The following is a 15,222-nucleotide window of genomic DNA, read 5'->3' on the forward strand; positions in this document are numbered from 1 at the left end:
GAAGGGCGCTGATGCTGCCGCGGGCTTGATGCCTGCGTGGTCTGGCTGGTCCATGGCGGGGGCTCCAGGTCAATCTGGTTGCAAGGCTTCGGCGACAAGTCTAATGACTTCGGCACGTTCCCGCTCCGGCGCGAACAGCGGTGCCCGCTGCGCGCATTGCTGCCGCAGGCGCTCGAGGAAGGCGGCGTCGCGGCTGGCGCGCTCCAGCATCGTCGCCAGGTGCGCGGCATCGCCCGGCGGGAAGTAACCCTCGTAGTCGCGGCCCAGCATGCCGAGGTTGCCCGGGATGCGGCTCGCCAGCACCGGCACCCCGCTCGTCACGGCCTCGATGATCACGTTGGCGCCGCCTTCCATCATGCTCGATATAACCATCGCCTGTGCCTGCCCGATGCGCCGCCGCGTCTCGCTGTGAGGCAGGTTTGCCAGCCACACATAGCGCTGGACCCCCGGCCAGCGTTGCGCTTGCAGCGCCTCGGCGGCCTCCCGGTAGCTATCGTCCAGTGCGGCGCCGATGTGGGCCAGGCGCACGCGCGAATCCTCGGGAAGCTGCATCAGGGCCCGCATCGGCGTCGCCGGATCCTTTTCCGGCCGCATATGGCCGACCAGCACGACGTCAAACGCATCCCGGCTGGCCGCGGCCGGCAGGATCGCCGGGGCGGACTGGTAGATGACCCGGCATTTGGCACGATGCCCGGGCGACAGTTCGGCTGGCCCTTCGTCCTGCAGCACCACCAGGTGGGTGGCAAGGTCCAGGGAGCGCCGGGCGGATGCGTCGCTGCGGATATCGCGGTACAGGTCCGTTCCGGTCAGCACAACTACCAGGGGACGGCCGGGGCAGGCTTCGGCAAACCTGGCGATGGAATCGGCCGAGCGCCGGGCGTGCAGCGCGATCAGGCATGCAGGCACCGCGCCGTCGGGGTGGCCCTCCGACCACTCCGCGGCCAGGGTCACACCGTAATCTGCCTGCAGGATGTGCGACCAGCGATGTGCGGTCTGCCAGTTGCCGTTATTGGCATTCCGGAGTGCCGGGCTGATAATCGCGACAGTGGCCTTGGGAGGACGCATGACGATCGGCTCTGAAGGGGGGGCAGCCAGAAGCATAAACAAGTTCGGGCTCGATGCGGCATTTGCCGATGCGCATCGGCGCACCTGGGCCATCCTGCAGGACTTGTCGCCGCCCCAGTGGCAGGTTCGCTACGACCCCGGGATCAACCCGCCCTTGTGGGAATACGCGCATGTCGCGTGGTTCACCGAGCACTGGGTGTTGCGAGACCCGCGTCCCGGCCCGGAAGGCCGCCTGGTCGCAAGCCTGCCGTCGATGCTCGATAACGCCGACCGCTTCTTCGATTCCTCGCGCGTGCCTCACACGGATCGCTGGAAGCTCGCGTTGCCCCCACTGGCGGAGGTACGCGGCTACGTGGCGGCGGTACTGGAGCGCGTCCGGGCCAGCCTCGCCGCGGCGGACGACGCCGACCACGCGCTCTATTTTTTCCGGCTCGCCCTGTTCCACGAAGACATGCACGCGGAGGCGCTGACCTATATGCGCCAGACGCTCGATTATCCGCTACATGCCCCGCTCGACATGCCTGCCATTGCGCCAGGCGCCGGGTCGGTGGTCGCAGGCGGCGACACGTTCCTGATGGGGTCGCCCGCCGGGAGCAACGGGTTCGTCTTCGACAACGAAAAATGGACTCACCCGGTCCACCTCGCCCCTTTCCGCATCGATCGCACTTGCGTCAGCAATGCTGCATTTGCGGAATTCGTGGCCGCCGGCGGCTACCGCGACCCGCAATGGTGGTCCGACGACGGGCGCGCATGGCTGCAACAGGGCAGGCTGGCGCATCCGGTGCGCTGGCGCCGGACAGGCGGCGGCACCCCGGGGCAATGGGCGTTGCGCTGGTTCGGGCAGTGGGTGCCGCTGCCGCCAGAACAGCCGGTGTGTCATATCAATGCCTACGAGGCGGAAGCCTATTGCCGCTGGGCCGGCAAGCGCTTGCCCACGGAAGCTGAATGGGAGTTCGCGGCAACGCATGACCTGATCCGCTGGGGTAGCTCCGTGTGGGAATGGACGGCTGATCCTTTCGAGCCCTATGCAGGGTTCTCGCCCGATCCGTACGAGGAGTATTCCGCCCCCTGGTTTCACACGCATCGCTCGGTCCGCGGCGGATCGTTCGCCACCCATGCCCGCATGCAGCATCCTCGCTACCGGAACTTCTACCTGCCGCACCGCAGCGACCTCTTCGTCGGATTCCGCTGCTGCGGTTGAGGGGTGTCCCCGAAGCAATGTATTTCCACCCACGCACGCGCGCCTCTGGAGGTTTATGACATTGTGCTAACCCTGACAGACGTCTCGAAGACATACGACGGCGCCAGGCCGCGCACGGTTTTCCGCGGAGTCAGCCTTGCGCTGGACGCCGGCGAATATGTCGCCGTCATGGGTGAATCGGGCGTCGGCAAGTCAACGCTGCTCCACCTGATTGCTGGCCTGGATCGGCCCGACAGCGGCCACATCCGGTTCGACGGGCAGGATCTGGGCAAGCTGGGCGATGACGCGGCAACCTTGCTGAGGCGGCAAAAGATGGGTTTTGTGTTCCAGGCCTTCCACGTGCTACCGAATCTGAGCGCGGCCCAGAACGTGGCTCTGCCGCTGCTGTTGAACGGCTTCGAGCGGGAGAAGGCGTCGGCGCGCGTTGCCGAGATGCTCGCCGCGGTTGGGCTCGAGGGGCGCGAGGACAGCCTGCCCCGCGAGCTTTCCGGTGGGGAACTGCAGCGGGTTGCGATTGCGCGTGCGCTGGTACACCGGCCGATGCTGCTGCTGGCAGATGAGCCGACCGGCAACCTGGACCGCGATACGGCTGCGCAGGCGCTGAGCCTGCTGCGCGAACTGGTCAACGCAAACGGCACGGCCGCGATTATCGTCACCCACTCGGCACTGGCCGCGGCGACCGTGGATCGGGTCCTGCAACTGACGCCAGGCGGGTTGATGCCGCTGGGGGCACAGCCGCCGACGAGCGCGGTCTCCTGAGCCATGCGAACGCCGCGCTCGCTCGGCCTTGCACTGGTCCTCGGCGAACTGCGTGCCCATCCCGGACGTGCCATCGTAGGCATTCTCGCGGTGGCCATCGGTGTGGCAATGGGCTATGGCGTGCATCTGGTCAACCACGCTGCGCTGGCGGAGTTTTCCCAGGCGGCGCGCTCGTTGATGGGGAATGCTGATCTGGAGATACGCGGGCCGCGCACGGGCTTCGACGAATCGCTCTATCCGCGCATCGCGCGCCTGCCGGAGGTGGCAGCGGCCAGCCCGGTGGTGGAGGTCGATGCCGGGGTGCCAGGGCGCACCGGTGCGCTGAAGCTGCTTGGCATCGATGTATTCCGGGCGGCGTCCGTGACACCCGATCTGATCGGGCGGCCGGCAGACGAGCGCGCGGGCAAGCTCGACGTTCTCGATCCCGACGCCGTGTTTCTTTCGCCGGCGGCGCTGAGCTGGCTCGGTCTTAAGCCAGGGGACCCGCTCAACGTGCAAGTGGGGCTCACCGCGCTGACGCTGCGTATTGCCGGCACGCTGCCGGCGGCGGGCGAGGGCCAGCGAATGGGCGTGATGGATATCGGTGCGGCGCAGTGGCGCCTCGACCGGCTTGGCCTGCTGCAGCGGATCGACGTCAAGCTGAGGCCGGGGGTGGATACCGACAACTTTGCACAAGCGCTGGGCGCGCTGCTGCCGCCAGGTGTGGTGGCAAGCTCGCCCCAGGATAACGTGCGCCGGACTTCCAACCTGTCGCGCGCCTATCGGGTGAACCTGAACGTGCTTGCCATGGTGGCATTGTTCACCGGCGCCTTCCTGGTGTTCACGATGCAGGCCGTTTCGATGCTGCGGCGGCGCCCCGAACTGGCACTGCTGCGCGCCCTGGGGGTGACGCGCGCCGGTCTCCTGCGGCTGCTGCTGGCGGAAAGCGCAGCGCAGGGCGTAATCGGCGCGATACTCGGCCTGGCCCTTGGCTTCGTTCTCGCCGCCGCGGTGCTCGCTTATGCAGGCGGCGATCTGGGTGGCGGCTACTTTGAAGGTGTACGGCCCAGGATCCGCTTCGACGCGCTGCCAGCACTGATCTTTCTCGCGCTCGGCCTGTCGGCGGCGGTACTGGGCAGTCTCGCGCCGGCATGGGAGGCAGCCCGGGCGCGGCCGGCGCAGGCGCTCAAGGCAGGCGATGAGGAGACACCGCTCAAGCGGCTGCGCGCGCCGTGGGCCGGGCTTGCTGCGATGGCAGCCGGATTTGGGTTGACCCCACTGCGGCCTGTGGCGGATCTGCCGGTCTTCGGCTATGCCGCGATCGCCTTGTTATTGGTGGGTGCCATCCTGCTGATGCCACGGCTCGCGCATCTTGTATTCGGCTTGCTGCCTTCCTCGAGACGGGCTGTGCCGCAGCTTGCCCTGACCCAACTTGCCGGAGCTCCGGGCCGCGCGTCGATCGCGCTGGCCGGCATTGTCGCCAGCTTCAGCCTGATGGCCTCGATGGCGATGATGGTGTCAAGCTTCCGCATCTCGGTGGATCAATGGCTGCAGAATGTCCTTCCGGCCGACCTCTATCTGCGTGCTTCGCCAAGCGGCGATAGCGCGTATTTCTCGCCCGAGGACCAGGCGGCCATCGCCAGCGCCCATGGCGTTGCGCGCGCCGAGTTTCTACGTTCGATCCAGATTCTGCTTGACCCTCAGCGTCCCCCCATCACGGTCATCGCCAGGCCGATCGATCCGCGCGACCCGGGCGCGCGCTTGCCGCTGACAGGCGCACCTGTCGCGGGGCAGCCGGGCGACCCGCCAACGGTATGGGTCAGCGAGGCGATGGTCGACCTCTATGGCTTCCGCCCGGGGCAACGTATCACGCTGCCGCTGCAGGGTCGGCCCGTCATCTTCCGGGTCGGTGGCGTATGGCGCGATTACGCGCGCCAGCATGGTACGGTGGTGATCGGTCAGGACGATTATCGGCGGCTCACTGACGAGCGGCGTGTCACTGACGTTGCCTTGTGGCTGGAGCAGGGCGCCGGCCCGGCGCAGGTCAGGGAGAGGCTGCGCCAGCGCGTCGCCGGCGGTGAACACATTGCCTTCGCCGAGCCCGGCGAGATTCGCGCCGTCACCCTGAAAATCTTCGACCGCAGTTTTGCGGTGACCTACCTGCTGGAGGCCATCGCGGTTGTGATCGGCCTGTTCGGCATCGGCGCCAGCTTCAGCGCGCAGGCCCTGGCGCGTGCGCGCGAATTCGGCATGCTGCGTCATCTCGGCTTCATGCGTTGGCAGATCGGCGCGATGCTGGCGTTGGAAGGCACGCTATTGGCTTTGCTTGGCGTGGCAGCCGGTCTTGGATTGGGATGGGTCATCGCCCTGATCCTGGTTCACGTTGTCAACCCGCAGTCGTTCCACTGGACCATGGGCTTGCATGTGCCATGGGCATTTCTGGCCCAGGTGGCGAGCGCTGTCGTGGCGGCGGCCTCACTGGCCGCGCTGGCGAGCGGACGGCAGGCGATGTCGCGGAGCGCCGTGCGCGCGGTGCAGGAGGATTGGTGAAGAGGCGCTCATTCCTGCTGTTGTTGCCAGGTCTCGGTGTGTCGGGTGCGGCGCCAGGTGCAGCGCCCGCTTATCCGCCAGTCGACGCGGGCCGAACCCTGGCCTTCCCGCGCGACCATGGTGCGCACCCCGACTATCGTACCGAATGGTGGTATGCGACCGGCTGGCTGCAGACGCAGGCAGGCGCGGCGCTCGGCTTCCAGATTACGTTTTTCCGCTCGCGTCCGCAGTTCGACCAGGCCAACCCAAGCCGCTTCGCGCCGCGGCAGCTGCTGTCCGCCCATGTCGCACTGAGCGATCCCGTGGCGGGCAAACTCCAGCACGACCAACGCGCGGTGCGCAGCGGCTTTGGCCTTGCGCTTGCCGACACAGCCGACACCGACGTGTACATCGACGACTGGTCGCTGCGCCGGGAGATGACGGGGCACTACCGGGCCAGATTCCCCGCTCGGGATTTCACGCTCGAGCTGACAATGGAGCCAACCCAGCAGTTGCTGCTGCAGGGCGAACGGGGCTACAGCCGCAAGGGCCCTCTGGCGTCCCAGGCGAGCTACTACTACAGCCAGCCGGGACTCAGGGTGAGCGGCACCTTGAAGCAGGGCAGCCGGCAGCAGGCCGTGCACGGCACTGCCTGGCTGGACCATGAATGGTCGTCGGCCTTGCTGGCCGACGAAGCTGTCGGCTGGGACTGGCTCGGCCTCAACCTGGCTGATGGCGGCGCGCTGATGGCCTTTCAGATTCGGGACAAGGCGGGGCGCAAGTTCTGGGGAGGCGGCACGTTGCGCGGCAGCGACGGTCAAGTGCGGATACTCGCTCCTGAAGACGTCACCTTCATGCCGGTGCGCCGTTGGCGCTCGCCGCGTACAGGCACCAGCTATCCTGTTGCCATGCGTTTGAAAGCAGGCGATCTCACGCTCGAACTGACGCCGCTGATGGATGATCAGGAACTCGATAGCCGCGCCAGCACCGGCGCGGTTTATTGGGAGGGCGCGGTGACTGCGTGGCGGAATGGCAAGGCGGTGGGACGGGGCTACCTCGAACTGACCGGGTATTTCCAGCGCCTCAACCTTTGACTTGAGGCGGGGCGGTGGGGCCGGCTTGCCGTCCTTATCTGGCCCGTCCATGCCCGACAACCAGGCGGGAATCGGCGCATCCTTTCTTTCAATGCCAGTGCGCCCACGATTGATGTGGCTCCTGTACCATACGCGCCTTGCATTCCAAAGGATTCGTATGTTCCTTCGAGCAGCGGTAATGGGCGCTGGCGTGGCGGTGGCCGCGATGATGGCCGGATGCGCCACCGGCACGTCGGAAAAAGAGATTCGCGCGCGTCCGCCGATGCGCATGTTTACGCCGGCAAAAATGGCTGACGTTGCCAAATGCCTGCGCAACAATCTCGGCGACGAAGCCACGGTCGTCAACCTGCCGGCACAGAACCAGACGGAAATCCGGATCGGGCAGCCGAAGGGCAGCGGCGAGTTTGCATATGCCTACCTGATCTCGCTGACCGCCAGGCCGGATGGCACGGCCGTCGAGTTGCGCAAGACCGATACGTGGTTCCCGCAGATGACGCCGCAGGAACTGGAAACGGAAACCAAGGCGTGCGCGCGTGGCTGATGCAGGGCAAACCGCTGGCCGGAAACCCGGGCCGCTTCAGACGGCCAGCTTGCTCGTGGTTTCCAGTTCAAGCATCCTGCAGATAGCGGCCATGCTGCCTACCATGGTGCGGCGCTGCGCGCCCTGATAGACGCGTACGCCCTTGCTCTGGCGGAAGGGTACCGGCTGGACGGGGCGACGGGCGGCGACGTGGTGGGTTTGCGGCATGGTTGCACCTCTTTTTCAGGCAAAAGCGGGGTCAACACCCGGCAAGCCGGGCGGCGTCTGCAAAGCAATGGAAGCGGACAGGTCCGCGCAGGCGAAACGCCTGCCGGGACCGGCTAGAAGCCGGAGGATCGGATCAGGCCGACCGCGATGCCTTCCAGCGAAAACTCTTCGCGCCCGGGTTCAACGATGATGGTGGCGAAGTCCGGGTTTTCAGCGATCAACTCGATATGGCCGCCGCGCCGTTGCAGGCGCTTGACCGTGACGTCGTCGCCGAGTCGCGCCACCACGATCTTGCCGTTGGGCGCTTCGCTGGCGCGGCGCACCGCGAGCAGGTCGCCGTCGAGAATGCCGGCGTCGCGCATGCTCAGGCCGCGCACGCGCAGCAGGTAGTCGGGGCGTTCATCGAAGACCGAGGCGTCGACCTGGTATTGCCGGTCGATATGCTCGGCGGCAAGGATGGGGCTGCCGGCGGCAACGCGGCCAACCAACGGCAACGTCAGCTGCAGCACGCCGGGGATGGGCAGCGAGAACTGGTCCGGCATTTCCGAGTCGCTGCGCGCAACCTTCAGGCGGATGCCGCGCGAGGCGCCGGGCGTCAACTCGATCACGCCTTTGCGGGCCAGCGCGCGCAGGTGTTCTTCCGCGGCATTTGGCGAGGAGAAGCCGAACTCGGCAGCAATCTCGGCACGCGTGGGCGGGAAGCCGGTACGGCGGATCGTATTGCGGATCAGATCGAAAATCTGCTGCTGCCGGGGTGTCAGGGTCGCCATGGGATCGCCGTTCCGTGCGGGCGCGCTTGGGCAGGGGCTGGATGGGCTTCCCAGCGAACTGGGCTGTCCCTGAAATCCTGCATCCGGCGGGCCGGGCACTGTATGTTTAAACAGTATGCTGTGATTTTATACAGTATCGGCGTCAGCGCAAGCAGAATTTTTGCTGCCGCGCGTGAGCCGATCGGCCGCATGCGCCATGCTGTCGGAAGTCCACCATTACAATCGCGATTCGATTGCCCGGCGCATGCGTTCCCTTCCTCTTCCTGTTTTCCTGAGCCCCCAGCACCCATGACCCAATTGCCTCGCATCGTTGTATTGGCTACCGGCGGCACCATTGCCGGCGCGTCCGGCAACCCCGCCAGCAGCGCGCACTACCAGGCGGCCACCGTGCCCGTGTCGTCGTTGCTGGCGGCGGTGCCGGCGCTGAAGTCGGTGGCGCGGATCGAAGCCGAGCAGGTGGCGCAGGTCGACAGCAAGGACATGACGTTCGCGCTGTGGGCCGCGCTGGCGGCTCGCGTCGAACACTGGTCGGCGCAGGCGGATGTGGCGGGCATCGTGATCACGCACGGCACCGATACGCTGGAAGAAACGGCGATGGCGCTGCATCTGACCCAGGCGTGCCCGGTGCCGGTGGTGATGACGGCGGCGATGCGGCCGTCCACCTCGCTGTCAGCCGACGGGCCGCTCAACCTGCTTGACGCGGTACGGGTGGCGGCACATCCGGATGCTTGCGGCAAGGGCGTTCTGGTGGTGCTGAACCAGCTGATCCACGCGGCGCGCGATGTTGCCAAGGCGCATACCTCGGCGGTGGATGCCTTCGTGTCCCAATGCGGGCCGCTCGGGATGGTCCAGGACGACTACGTTCGCTTTGGGCGCACGCCGCGGCAGGCCTGGGTGATCGGGCCGATGCCGCGCGCATGGCCGGTGGTCGAGATTGTGGCGAGTTACGCGCAGCCGGGCCGGACCGCCGTCGACGCACTGGTCCAGGCTGGCGTGGCTGGCCTGGTGGTGGCCGCCGCCGGCAATGGTTCCATCCATGAGGTGCTGGCAGAGGCTCTGGTGGACGCCGCCGCGGCTGGCGTCGCGGTGGTGCGCAGTTCGCGCACCGGCGCCGGCCATGTGGCGATCCCGGCGCACCCGAGCCCGTCCGATGGCGTTTTCGTCTCTGCCGCAGACCTGAATCCATACAAGGCGAGGGTGCTGCTGGCACTGGCGCTTGCGGCGGACCCTGCGCTGGCGCAGGATCCCGTGCGCCTGCAGGCAGCCTTTGCCAAGGTATGAGGCAGCCTTGCCGCTTGCGCGGCCGGCTGACACCGGGCTATAATTTAAGGCTATTCAACCTTGCCACACCGGACTCGTGACGCCCGGGTGGCTAATCCCAAAAGGAGCGTCAATGCGTCATTACGAAATCGTCTTCATCGTCCACCCGGACCAGAGCGAACAAGTGCCGGCCATGATCGAGCGCTACAAGCAGCTCGTGACCTCGCAGAACGGCAACGTTCACCGCGTGGAAGACTGGGGCCGTCGCCAGATGGCCTACATGATCCAGAAGCTGGCCAAGGCTCACTACGTTTGCCTGAACATCGAATGCGGCAAGGACACGCTGGCTGAACTCGAACACGCGTTCAAGTTCAACGACGCCGTGCTGCGCCACCTGATCGTGCAGACCAAGAAGGCTGAAACCGCTCCTTCGCCGATGATGAAGGAAGTGCAGCGCGAAGAAGCCCGCAAGGCCGCGCAAACGACCACCGAAGGCCAGGCCGCCTGAGTGCGGACTGCGGTGCGCGCCCAGGCTGACGACGTCGGCCGCGGCGGCACGCATGGCAAACGGCAAGAGGCCCCGCGTTGAACCAGCTTCGGCTTGCCGCCACTTTGGCGGAACGCGATGCCCTGCGTTATACCCCGGCCGGAGTGCCCGTCGTGAACTGCATCCTGCAGTACAGCGGCGAGGCGGTCGAGGCGGAAACGCCGCGGCAGGTCGAGTTTGCCATCGCGGCAATGGGGATCGGGCAGGTGGGCCAGCGGCTTGAGCGATTACCGCTCGGCACGCTGCTCGACTGCGAAGGATTCCTCGCCCGCAAGCACCGCAACAGCAAGGCTCTCGTCTTTCACATCACCGGATGTAAAGCATTCGTAAAGGATTGAATCATGGCATTCGTCAAACGTGACAACAAGAACAAGAAGCGCTTCCAGCAACAGAACCCGCTGTTCAAGCGCAAGCGCTTCTGCCGCTTCACCGTGGCTGGCGTGGACCAGATCGACTACAAGGATCTGGACACCCTGAAGGACTTCGTCGGCGACAACGGCAAGATCACGCCGGCCCGCCTGACCGGTACCAAGGCCCACTATCAGCGTCAGCTGGATACGGCGATCAAGCGTGCGCGTTTCCTCGCGCTGCTGCCGTACACCGACCTGCACAAGAACTGATAGGCCCTAGGTCCGTAACGGAGAGAACACGATGCAAGTCATTCTGCTGGAAAAAGTCATCAACCTGGGCAACCTGGGTGACATCGTCAAGGTGAAGGACGGTTACGCTCGTAACTTCCTGATCCCGTCGAAGAAGGCGCGCCGCGCCACGCAAACCGCGATCGCCGAATTCGAAGTCAAGCGCGCCGAGCTGGAAAAGGCCGCTGCCGAGAAGCTGACCGCCGCGCAAGCCGAAGGCGAGAAGCTGAACGGCCTGACCGTCCAGATCAGCCAGAAGTCGGGTGTGGACGGCCGTCTGTTCGGCTCGGTCACCAACGCCGACATCGCCGTGGCCCTGGAAGGCCAAGGCTTCAAGGTCGAGAAGGCTCAGGTTCGCCTGCCGAACGGCCCGCTGAAGATGGTGGGCGACCACCCGATCAGCGTCGCGCTGCACACCGACGTCGTGGTCGACGTGACCGTGTCGGTGCTGGGCGAGCAGGTCTAAGATCCGCTGCAGCGGTGCCGCTTGCGGCGCCGCCCGAAGCACTGCAAGCAAAAAGGCAGGAGCCCTGGCTCCTGCCTTTTTTGTTGCCCGGCTTGCGCTGGCTGGCAGATGTCCGGCCAATGTCCGGCAAATGTCCGGTGTAGTGCGTCCTCCTGCCAGCGTCCCGCCGTTATAATCCCTCCCCATGAACGCGCCCGTCGCCGACCCCCAACTCGACAACCTCAAGGTCCCGCCGCATTCCATCGAAGCCGAGCAATCGGTGCTCGGTGGCCTGCTGCTGGACAATGCCGCCTGGGACCGCATTGCGGACTTCCTTTCGGAGGCGGACTTCTACCGCTTCGACCACCGGATGATCTTCCAGAGCATCGCCCGGTTGATCTCGGCCACCAAGCCGGCCGACGTGATCACGGTCTACGAAATGCTGCAGGTTGCGGGCAAGGCCGAGGAAGTTGGCGGGCTGGCGTACCTCAATTCGCTGGCACAGAACACACCCAGCGCGGCCAATATCCGCCGCTACGCGGAGATCGTGCGCGAGCGTGCGGTGCTGCGCAAGCTGGTCACCGTGGCCGACGACATCGCTTCGGCCGCCTTTGCGCCCAAGGGGCGAGAAGTCCGCGAGCTGCTGGACGAAGCTGAATCCAAGGTCTTTGCGATCGCCGAGGAAGGCGCGCGCGGCCAGGCTGGGTTCCAGGAAATCCAGCCGCTGCTGACGCAGGTGGTGGAGCGCATCGACGAGCTTTACCATCGCGACAGCACCAGCGACGTGACCGGCGTGCCCACGGGCTTCGTGGACCTGGATCGGATGACCAGCGGCATGCAGGGCGGCGACCTGATCATCGTGGCCGGCCGCCCGTCGATGGGTAAGACCGCGTTCTCGCTGAACATCGGCGAGCATGTGGCGGTGGAGCAGGGCCTGCCGGTGGCGGTGTTCTCGATGGAAATGGCGGGCACGCAGCTGGCCATGCGTATGCTGGGCTCGGTTGGCCGGCTGGACCAGCACCGGTTGCGTACCGGCCGCCTGCTGGACGAAGACTGGCCGCGTCTGACGCATGCCATCCAGCGCATGAACGATGCGCAGTTGTTCATCGACGAAACCCCCGCGCTGAACCCGATGGAACTGCGGGCGCGCTCGCGCCGGCTGGCGCGCCAGTGCGGGCAGCTTGGCCTGATCATCATCGACTACCTGCAGCTGATGTCCGGCTCCGGCGGCGGCGAGAACCGTGCGACCGAAATTTCGGAGATTTCCCGTTCTCTGAAGGGGCTGGCCAAGGAACTCAACTGCCCGGTGATCGCGCTGTCGCAGCTGAACCGAAGCCTGGAACAGCGCCCCAACAAACGTCCGGTGATGTCCGACCTGCGCGAATCCGGCGCTATCGAACAGGATGCCGACGTGATCCTGTTCATCTATCGCGACGAGGTCTACAACCCCGATTCGCAGGACAAGGGCACCTCCGAAATCATTATCGGCAAGCAGCGTAACGGTCCGATCGGCACGGTGCGGCTGACTTTCCTGGGCCAGTTCACCAAGTTCGACAACTTCACTGGCGGCCCGGCGTTCTTCGACAACGATACCTGACGAAGTCAAGCCTGCCTGCGGGATCGCGCCGAGGGCCGTCTCGTTTGTGCCAAATCGGCGGGCAATGTCCGCGTAACCCTGTAAAATATTGCGCTTTGATGACAGCCGCCCACCCGGCGGCTGTCTTGCTTCGCGTTCAATCCATCTGCAACACATCAGCAGCGCCACACGCGCCGCCTTAAGGAACATTCCATGTTCGGCCGATTCATGCCCACCGAGGGCAAGTTCTTCGAATATTTCAACCAGCACGCCGACTGCGCGGTGACCGCCGCCCATGAGCTCCAGGCCCTGGTCAACGACCTGCCCAATGCCGAGGCGCATGCCCGCCGCGTCCAGGCCACCGAGAAGAAGGCCGACCGGATCACGCACGACACCATCGACCTGCTGCACAAGACCTTCATCACGCCGCTGGACCGCGATGAGATCCACAAGCTCATCACGACCATGGACGATATCCTGGACCTGATGGAAGACGTGGCCGAGACCATCTCGCTGTACGACGTGACCAACCTGACCGAAGAGGCGTTGCGCCTGGCCGCGATCTGCGTGCAGTGCTGCGACCAGGTCAAGATCGCCGTGGGCCTGCTCGAGGACATGGGGAACGCCAGCACCATCCTGAAGACCGCCCAGCAGATCGACCAGCTCGAGTCCGAGGCCGACCGCGTGATGCGCTCGGCGATGTCGAAGCTGTTCCGCGACGAGACCGACGTGAAGCGCCTGATCAAGCTGAAGGCCATCTACGAACAGCTCGAGACGATCACCGATAAGTGCGAGGACGTCGCCAACATCATCGAAGGCATCGTCCTGGAAAACGCCTGAGGCGGCAATCGGCATGCAGACCATTCAAATGAGCCTGTGGGTGATTGCCCTGCTGGTGGCGCTCGCGCTGCTGTTCGACTTCATGAACGGCTTCCACGACGCGGCCAACTCGATCGCCACGGTGGTATCCACGGGCGTGCTCAAGCCGCATCATGCGGTGGCGATGGCGGCGATGTGCAACGTTGTCGCGATCTTCGTCTTTCACCTGAAGGTGGCGGCCACCGTAGGCACCGGCACCATCGATGTCGGGATCGTCGACCACTACGTCATCTTCGGCGCCCTGGTCGGGGCGATCGCCTGGAACGTCATCACCTGGTACTACGGCATCCCGTCGTCGTCGTCGCATGCACTGATCGGCGGGCTGGTGGGCGCGGCGGTGGCCAAGGCCGGCACCGGTGCGCTGGTTGGCAGCGGCCTGCTGAAGACGGTGGCCTTTATCCTGATCTCGCCGTTCCTGGGTTTCCTGCTCGGCTCGATCATGATGGTGATGGTGGGCTGGACCTTCTTCCGCACGCCGCCGTCGCGTGTAGACCGCTGGTTCCGGCGGCTGCAACTGGTGTCGGCCTCGCTGTACAGCCTGGGCCATGGCGGCAATGACGCGCAGAAGACCATCGGCATCATCTGGATGCTGCTGATCGCCAGTGGCCACGTGATGGCTGGCGGCCAGCCGCCGACGTGGGTGATCGTGAGCTGCTATGTGGCCATCGGCATGGGCACGCTGTTCGGCGGCTGGCGCATCGTGCGCACCATGGGCCAGAAGATCACCAAGCTCAAGCCGGTGGGCGGCTTCTGTGCCGAGACCGGCGGGGCGCTGACGCTGTTCTTTGCCTCGGCGCTGGGTGTGCCGGTATCGACCACGCATACGATCACGGGAGCGATCGTCGGCGTCGGCTCGGCGCAGAAGATGTCCGCGGTGCGCTGGGGCGTGGCCGGCAACATCGTGTGGGCCTGGGTGCTGACGATTCCGGCATCAGCCTTCATGGCCGCGATCGCATGGTGGATCGGGCGCCATATCCTGTAACGCGGGATTGGCCGCTCATGCAAAAAGCCAGGCAACTGCCTGGCTTTTTGTTTGCCCGCGGGCCGGGCGCTCAGCGGTTGGCGAAGGCGGCGATGGGATCGTCGTCATCGGGCAGCGGGGCCGGTTCTGGTACCAGCGGCGCTGGCGCAGGGGTGGCTGGCGCAGGCAGGTTGATCGCGCCTGAAACCACGCGCCGCGCGCCATTGTAGCGCGACGCCCAGTATGGCTTGCCCATGTCCTCCAGCCGCACGGTGCCGCCGGACGATGGCGCATGGACAAAGCGGTTCTGGCCGACGTAGATGCCGACATGCGAGTTGGCGCGTCCGGTGGTATTGAAGAACACCAGGTCGCCCGAAGCGACTTCGCTGCGGTCGAGGGTGGTGCCACGGGTGCCCATGGCTTCCGTGGTGCGCGGCAGGTTCACGTTGGCGGCACGGGATACCACATAGCGCACCAATCCGCTGCAGTCAAAGCCGGTATCCGGCGTGTTGCCGCCGTAGCGGTAAGGCGTGCCGACCAGCGACATCGCCTGGATCGAGATCTCCTCCAGCCCGGCGCTGGGATCGACCATGGGCTTGCCGGGCGCGCGCGGCAAGCTGCCATGGCGCGAGGGTGGGGAACTGGCGCACGCCGCGAGCAGCAGTGCGGCGGCACAGAGCAGCGGCAGGCCTGCCCTGGCGAGCGGCCCCGGCGGTGCGGGAGGACTGGAAGAACTATGGGTACGGCGCAATGGCATCGGTGGATTCCGGT

The 15,222-nt window shown here is 65.8% G+C and carries 17 protein-coding genes; 13 read left to right on the forward strand and 4 right to left on the reverse strand.

Annotation, left to right across the window (positions count from 1 at the left end; genetic code table 11):
• Positions 1-69 precede the first annotated feature (69 nt).
• The gene (gene senB / locus J8I82_RS01305; RefSeq protein WP_209753938.1) at positions 70-1,065 is read right to left on the reverse strand and encodes a selenoneine biosynthesis selenosugar synthase SenB; all 996 of its coding nucleotides are present in this window, start codon (positions 1,063-1,065) and stop codon (positions 70-72) included.
• On the opposite strand from senB, the gene senA reads away from it, so the two are divergent.
• The 5 genes from senA (at position 1,064) to J8I82_RS01330 (ending at position 7,168) form a co-directional block, all read left to right on the forward strand.
• Complete coding sequence (gene senA, locus J8I82_RS01310) at positions 1,064-2,266, forward strand: selenoneine synthase SenA (protein WP_209753940.1); 1,203 nt, start codon at positions 1,064-1,066, stop codon at positions 2,264-2,266. The genes senB and senA overlap by 2 nt on opposite strands.
• 63 nt (positions 2,267-2,329) lie before the next feature.
• Positions 2,330-3,025, forward strand: a complete 696-nt coding sequence (locus tag J8I82_RS01315; protein ID WP_209754400.1) for an ABC transporter ATP-binding protein — start codon at positions 2,330-2,332, stop codon at positions 3,023-3,025.
• A 3-nt stretch (positions 3,026-3,028) separates the two neighbouring features.
• On the forward strand, positions 3,029-5,554 hold the full coding sequence (locus J8I82_RS01320; RefSeq protein WP_209753942.1) for an FtsX-like permease family protein: 2,526 nt from the start codon (positions 3,029-3,031) through the stop codon (positions 5,552-5,554).
• Positions 5,551-6,627 (forward strand): lipocalin-like domain-containing protein, encoded by a 1,077-nt coding sequence (locus J8I82_RS01325; protein ID WP_209753943.1) that lies wholly within the window; start codon positions 5,551-5,553, stop codon positions 6,625-6,627. The genes J8I82_RS01320 and J8I82_RS01325 overlap by 4 nt, the downstream gene beginning before the upstream one ends.
• 49 nt (positions 6,628-6,676) lie before the next feature.
• A complete protein-coding gene (locus tag J8I82_RS01330; protein ID WP_245179289.1) occupies positions 6,677-7,168 on the forward strand; it encodes a hypothetical protein in 492 nt (163 codons plus the stop codon).
• Positions 7,169-7,204: 36 nt separating this feature from the next.
• Here J8I82_RS01330 and J8I82_RS01335 read toward each other — a convergent pair whose 3' ends face one another.
• Positions 7,205-7,375, reverse strand: a complete 171-nt coding sequence (locus J8I82_RS01335; RefSeq protein WP_209753944.1) for a hypothetical protein — start codon at positions 7,373-7,375, stop codon at positions 7,205-7,207.
• A 113-nt stretch (positions 7,376-7,488) separates the two neighbouring features.
• Complete coding sequence (lexA, locus tag J8I82_RS01340) at positions 7,489-8,145, reverse strand: transcriptional repressor LexA (RefSeq protein ID WP_209753945.1); 657 nt, start codon at positions 8,143-8,145, stop codon at positions 7,489-7,491.
• A 288-nt stretch (positions 8,146-8,433) separates the two neighbouring features.
• Between lexA and J8I82_RS01345 the strand changes: the two genes are divergently transcribed.
• The 8 genes from J8I82_RS01345 (at position 8,434) to J8I82_RS01380 (ending at position 14,472) form a co-directional block, all read left to right on the forward strand.
• A complete protein-coding gene (locus J8I82_RS01345) occupies positions 8,434-9,426 on the forward strand; it encodes an asparaginase (RefSeq protein WP_209753946.1) in 993 nt (330 codons plus the stop codon).
• 112 nt (positions 9,427-9,538) lie between these two features.
• A complete protein-coding gene (gene rpsF / locus J8I82_RS01350) occupies positions 9,539-9,913 on the forward strand; it encodes a 30S ribosomal protein S6 (protein WP_029048699.1) in 375 nt (124 codons plus the stop codon).
• Positions 9,914-9,990: 77 nt separating this feature from the next.
• Positions 9,991-10,290, forward strand: a complete 300-nt coding sequence (gene priB / locus J8I82_RS01355) for a primosomal replication protein N (RefSeq protein ID WP_209753947.1) — start codon at positions 9,991-9,993, stop codon at positions 10,288-10,290.
• 3 nt (positions 10,291-10,293) lie between these two features.
• Positions 10,294-10,572, forward strand: coding sequence for a 30S ribosomal protein S18 (gene rpsR, locus J8I82_RS01360; protein ID WP_209753948.1), 279 nt, complete (start codon positions 10,294-10,296; stop codon positions 10,570-10,572).
• Between the two features lie 31 nt (positions 10,573-10,603).
• Positions 10,604-11,056, forward strand: coding sequence for a 50S ribosomal protein L9 (gene rplI, locus J8I82_RS01365; RefSeq protein WP_209753950.1), 453 nt, complete (start codon positions 10,604-10,606; stop codon positions 11,054-11,056).
• 184 nt (positions 11,057-11,240) lie between these two features.
• Positions 11,241-12,632, forward strand: a complete 1,392-nt coding sequence (locus tag J8I82_RS01370) for a replicative DNA helicase (protein ID WP_029048702.1) — start codon at positions 11,241-11,243, stop codon at positions 12,630-12,632.
• Positions 12,633-12,824: 192 nt separating this feature from the next.
• Positions 12,825-13,451, forward strand: coding sequence for a DUF47 domain-containing protein (locus tag J8I82_RS01375; protein ID WP_029048703.1), 627 nt, complete (start codon positions 12,825-12,827; stop codon positions 13,449-13,451).
• Positions 13,452-13,464: 13 nt separating this feature from the next.
• Positions 13,465-14,472, forward strand: coding sequence for an inorganic phosphate transporter (locus J8I82_RS01380; RefSeq protein WP_029048704.1), 1,008 nt, complete (start codon positions 13,465-13,467; stop codon positions 14,470-14,472).
• Between the two features lie 70 nt (positions 14,473-14,542).
• On the opposite strand, the gene J8I82_RS01385 is transcribed toward J8I82_RS01380, so the two are convergent.
• Positions 14,543-15,208: a C40 family peptidase gene (locus tag J8I82_RS01385; protein WP_209753952.1), complete on the reverse strand. Its 666-nt coding sequence runs from the start codon at positions 15,206-15,208 to the stop codon at positions 14,543-14,545.
• Between the last annotated feature and the right edge of the window lie 14 nt (positions 15,209-15,222).

It is taken from the genome of Cupriavidus consociatus, from assembly GCF_017814975.1.
Lineage (GTDB): Bacteria > Pseudomonadota > Gammaproteobacteria > Burkholderiales > Burkholderiaceae > Cupriavidus > Cupriavidus consociatus.

Excerpts from the sequence above, each read along its gene's own strand:
- rpsF (WP_029048699.1), top strand. The coding sequence starts at position 9,539 with ATGCGTCATTACGAAATCGTCTTCATCGTCCACCCGGACCAGAGCGAA.
- rpsR (WP_209753948.1), top strand. The coding sequence starts at position 10,294 with ATGGCATTCGTCAAACGTGACAACAAGAACAAGAAGCGCTTCCAGCAA.
- J8I82_RS01345 (WP_209753946.1), top strand. The coding sequence starts at position 8,434 with ATGACCCAATTGCCTCGCATCGTTGTATTGGCTACCGGCGGCACCATT.
- J8I82_RS01320 (WP_209753942.1), top strand. The coding sequence starts at position 3,029 with ATGCGAACGCCGCGCTCGCTCGGCCTTGCACTGGTCCTCGGCGAACTG.
- J8I82_RS01380 (WP_029048704.1), top strand. The coding sequence starts at position 13,465 with ATGCAGACCATTCAAATGAGCCTGTGGGTGATTGCCCTGCTGGTGGCG.
- rplI (WP_209753950.1), top strand. The coding sequence starts at position 10,604 with ATGCAAGTCATTCTGCTGGAAAAAGTCATCAACCTGGGCAACCTGGGT.
- J8I82_RS01330 (WP_245179289.1), top strand. The coding sequence starts at position 6,677 with ATGCCCGACAACCAGGCGGGAATCGGCGCATCCTTTCTTTCAATGCCA.
- J8I82_RS01335 (WP_209753944.1), bottom strand. The coding sequence starts at position 7,375 with ATGCCGCAAACCCACCACGTCGCCGCCCGTCGCCCCGTCCAGCCGGTA.
- lexA (WP_209753945.1), bottom strand. The coding sequence starts at position 8,145 with ATGGCGACCCTGACACCCCGGCAGCAGCAGATTTTCGATCTGATCCGC.
- J8I82_RS01375 (WP_029048703.1), top strand. The coding sequence starts at position 12,825 with ATGTTCGGCCGATTCATGCCCACCGAGGGCAAGTTCTTCGAATATTTC.
- J8I82_RS01385 (WP_209753952.1), bottom strand. The coding sequence starts at position 15,208 with ATGCCATTGCGCCGTACCCATAGTTCTTCCAGTCCTCCCGCACCGCCG.
- J8I82_RS01370 (WP_029048702.1), top strand. The coding sequence starts at position 11,241 with ATGAACGCGCCCGTCGCCGACCCCCAACTCGACAACCTCAAGGTCCCG.
- senA (WP_209753940.1), top strand. The coding sequence starts at position 1,064 with ATGACGATCGGCTCTGAAGGGGGGGCAGCCAGAAGCATAAACAAGTTC.
- senB (WP_209753938.1), bottom strand. The coding sequence starts at position 1,065 with ATGCGTCCTCCCAAGGCCACTGTCGCGATTATCAGCCCGGCACTCCGG.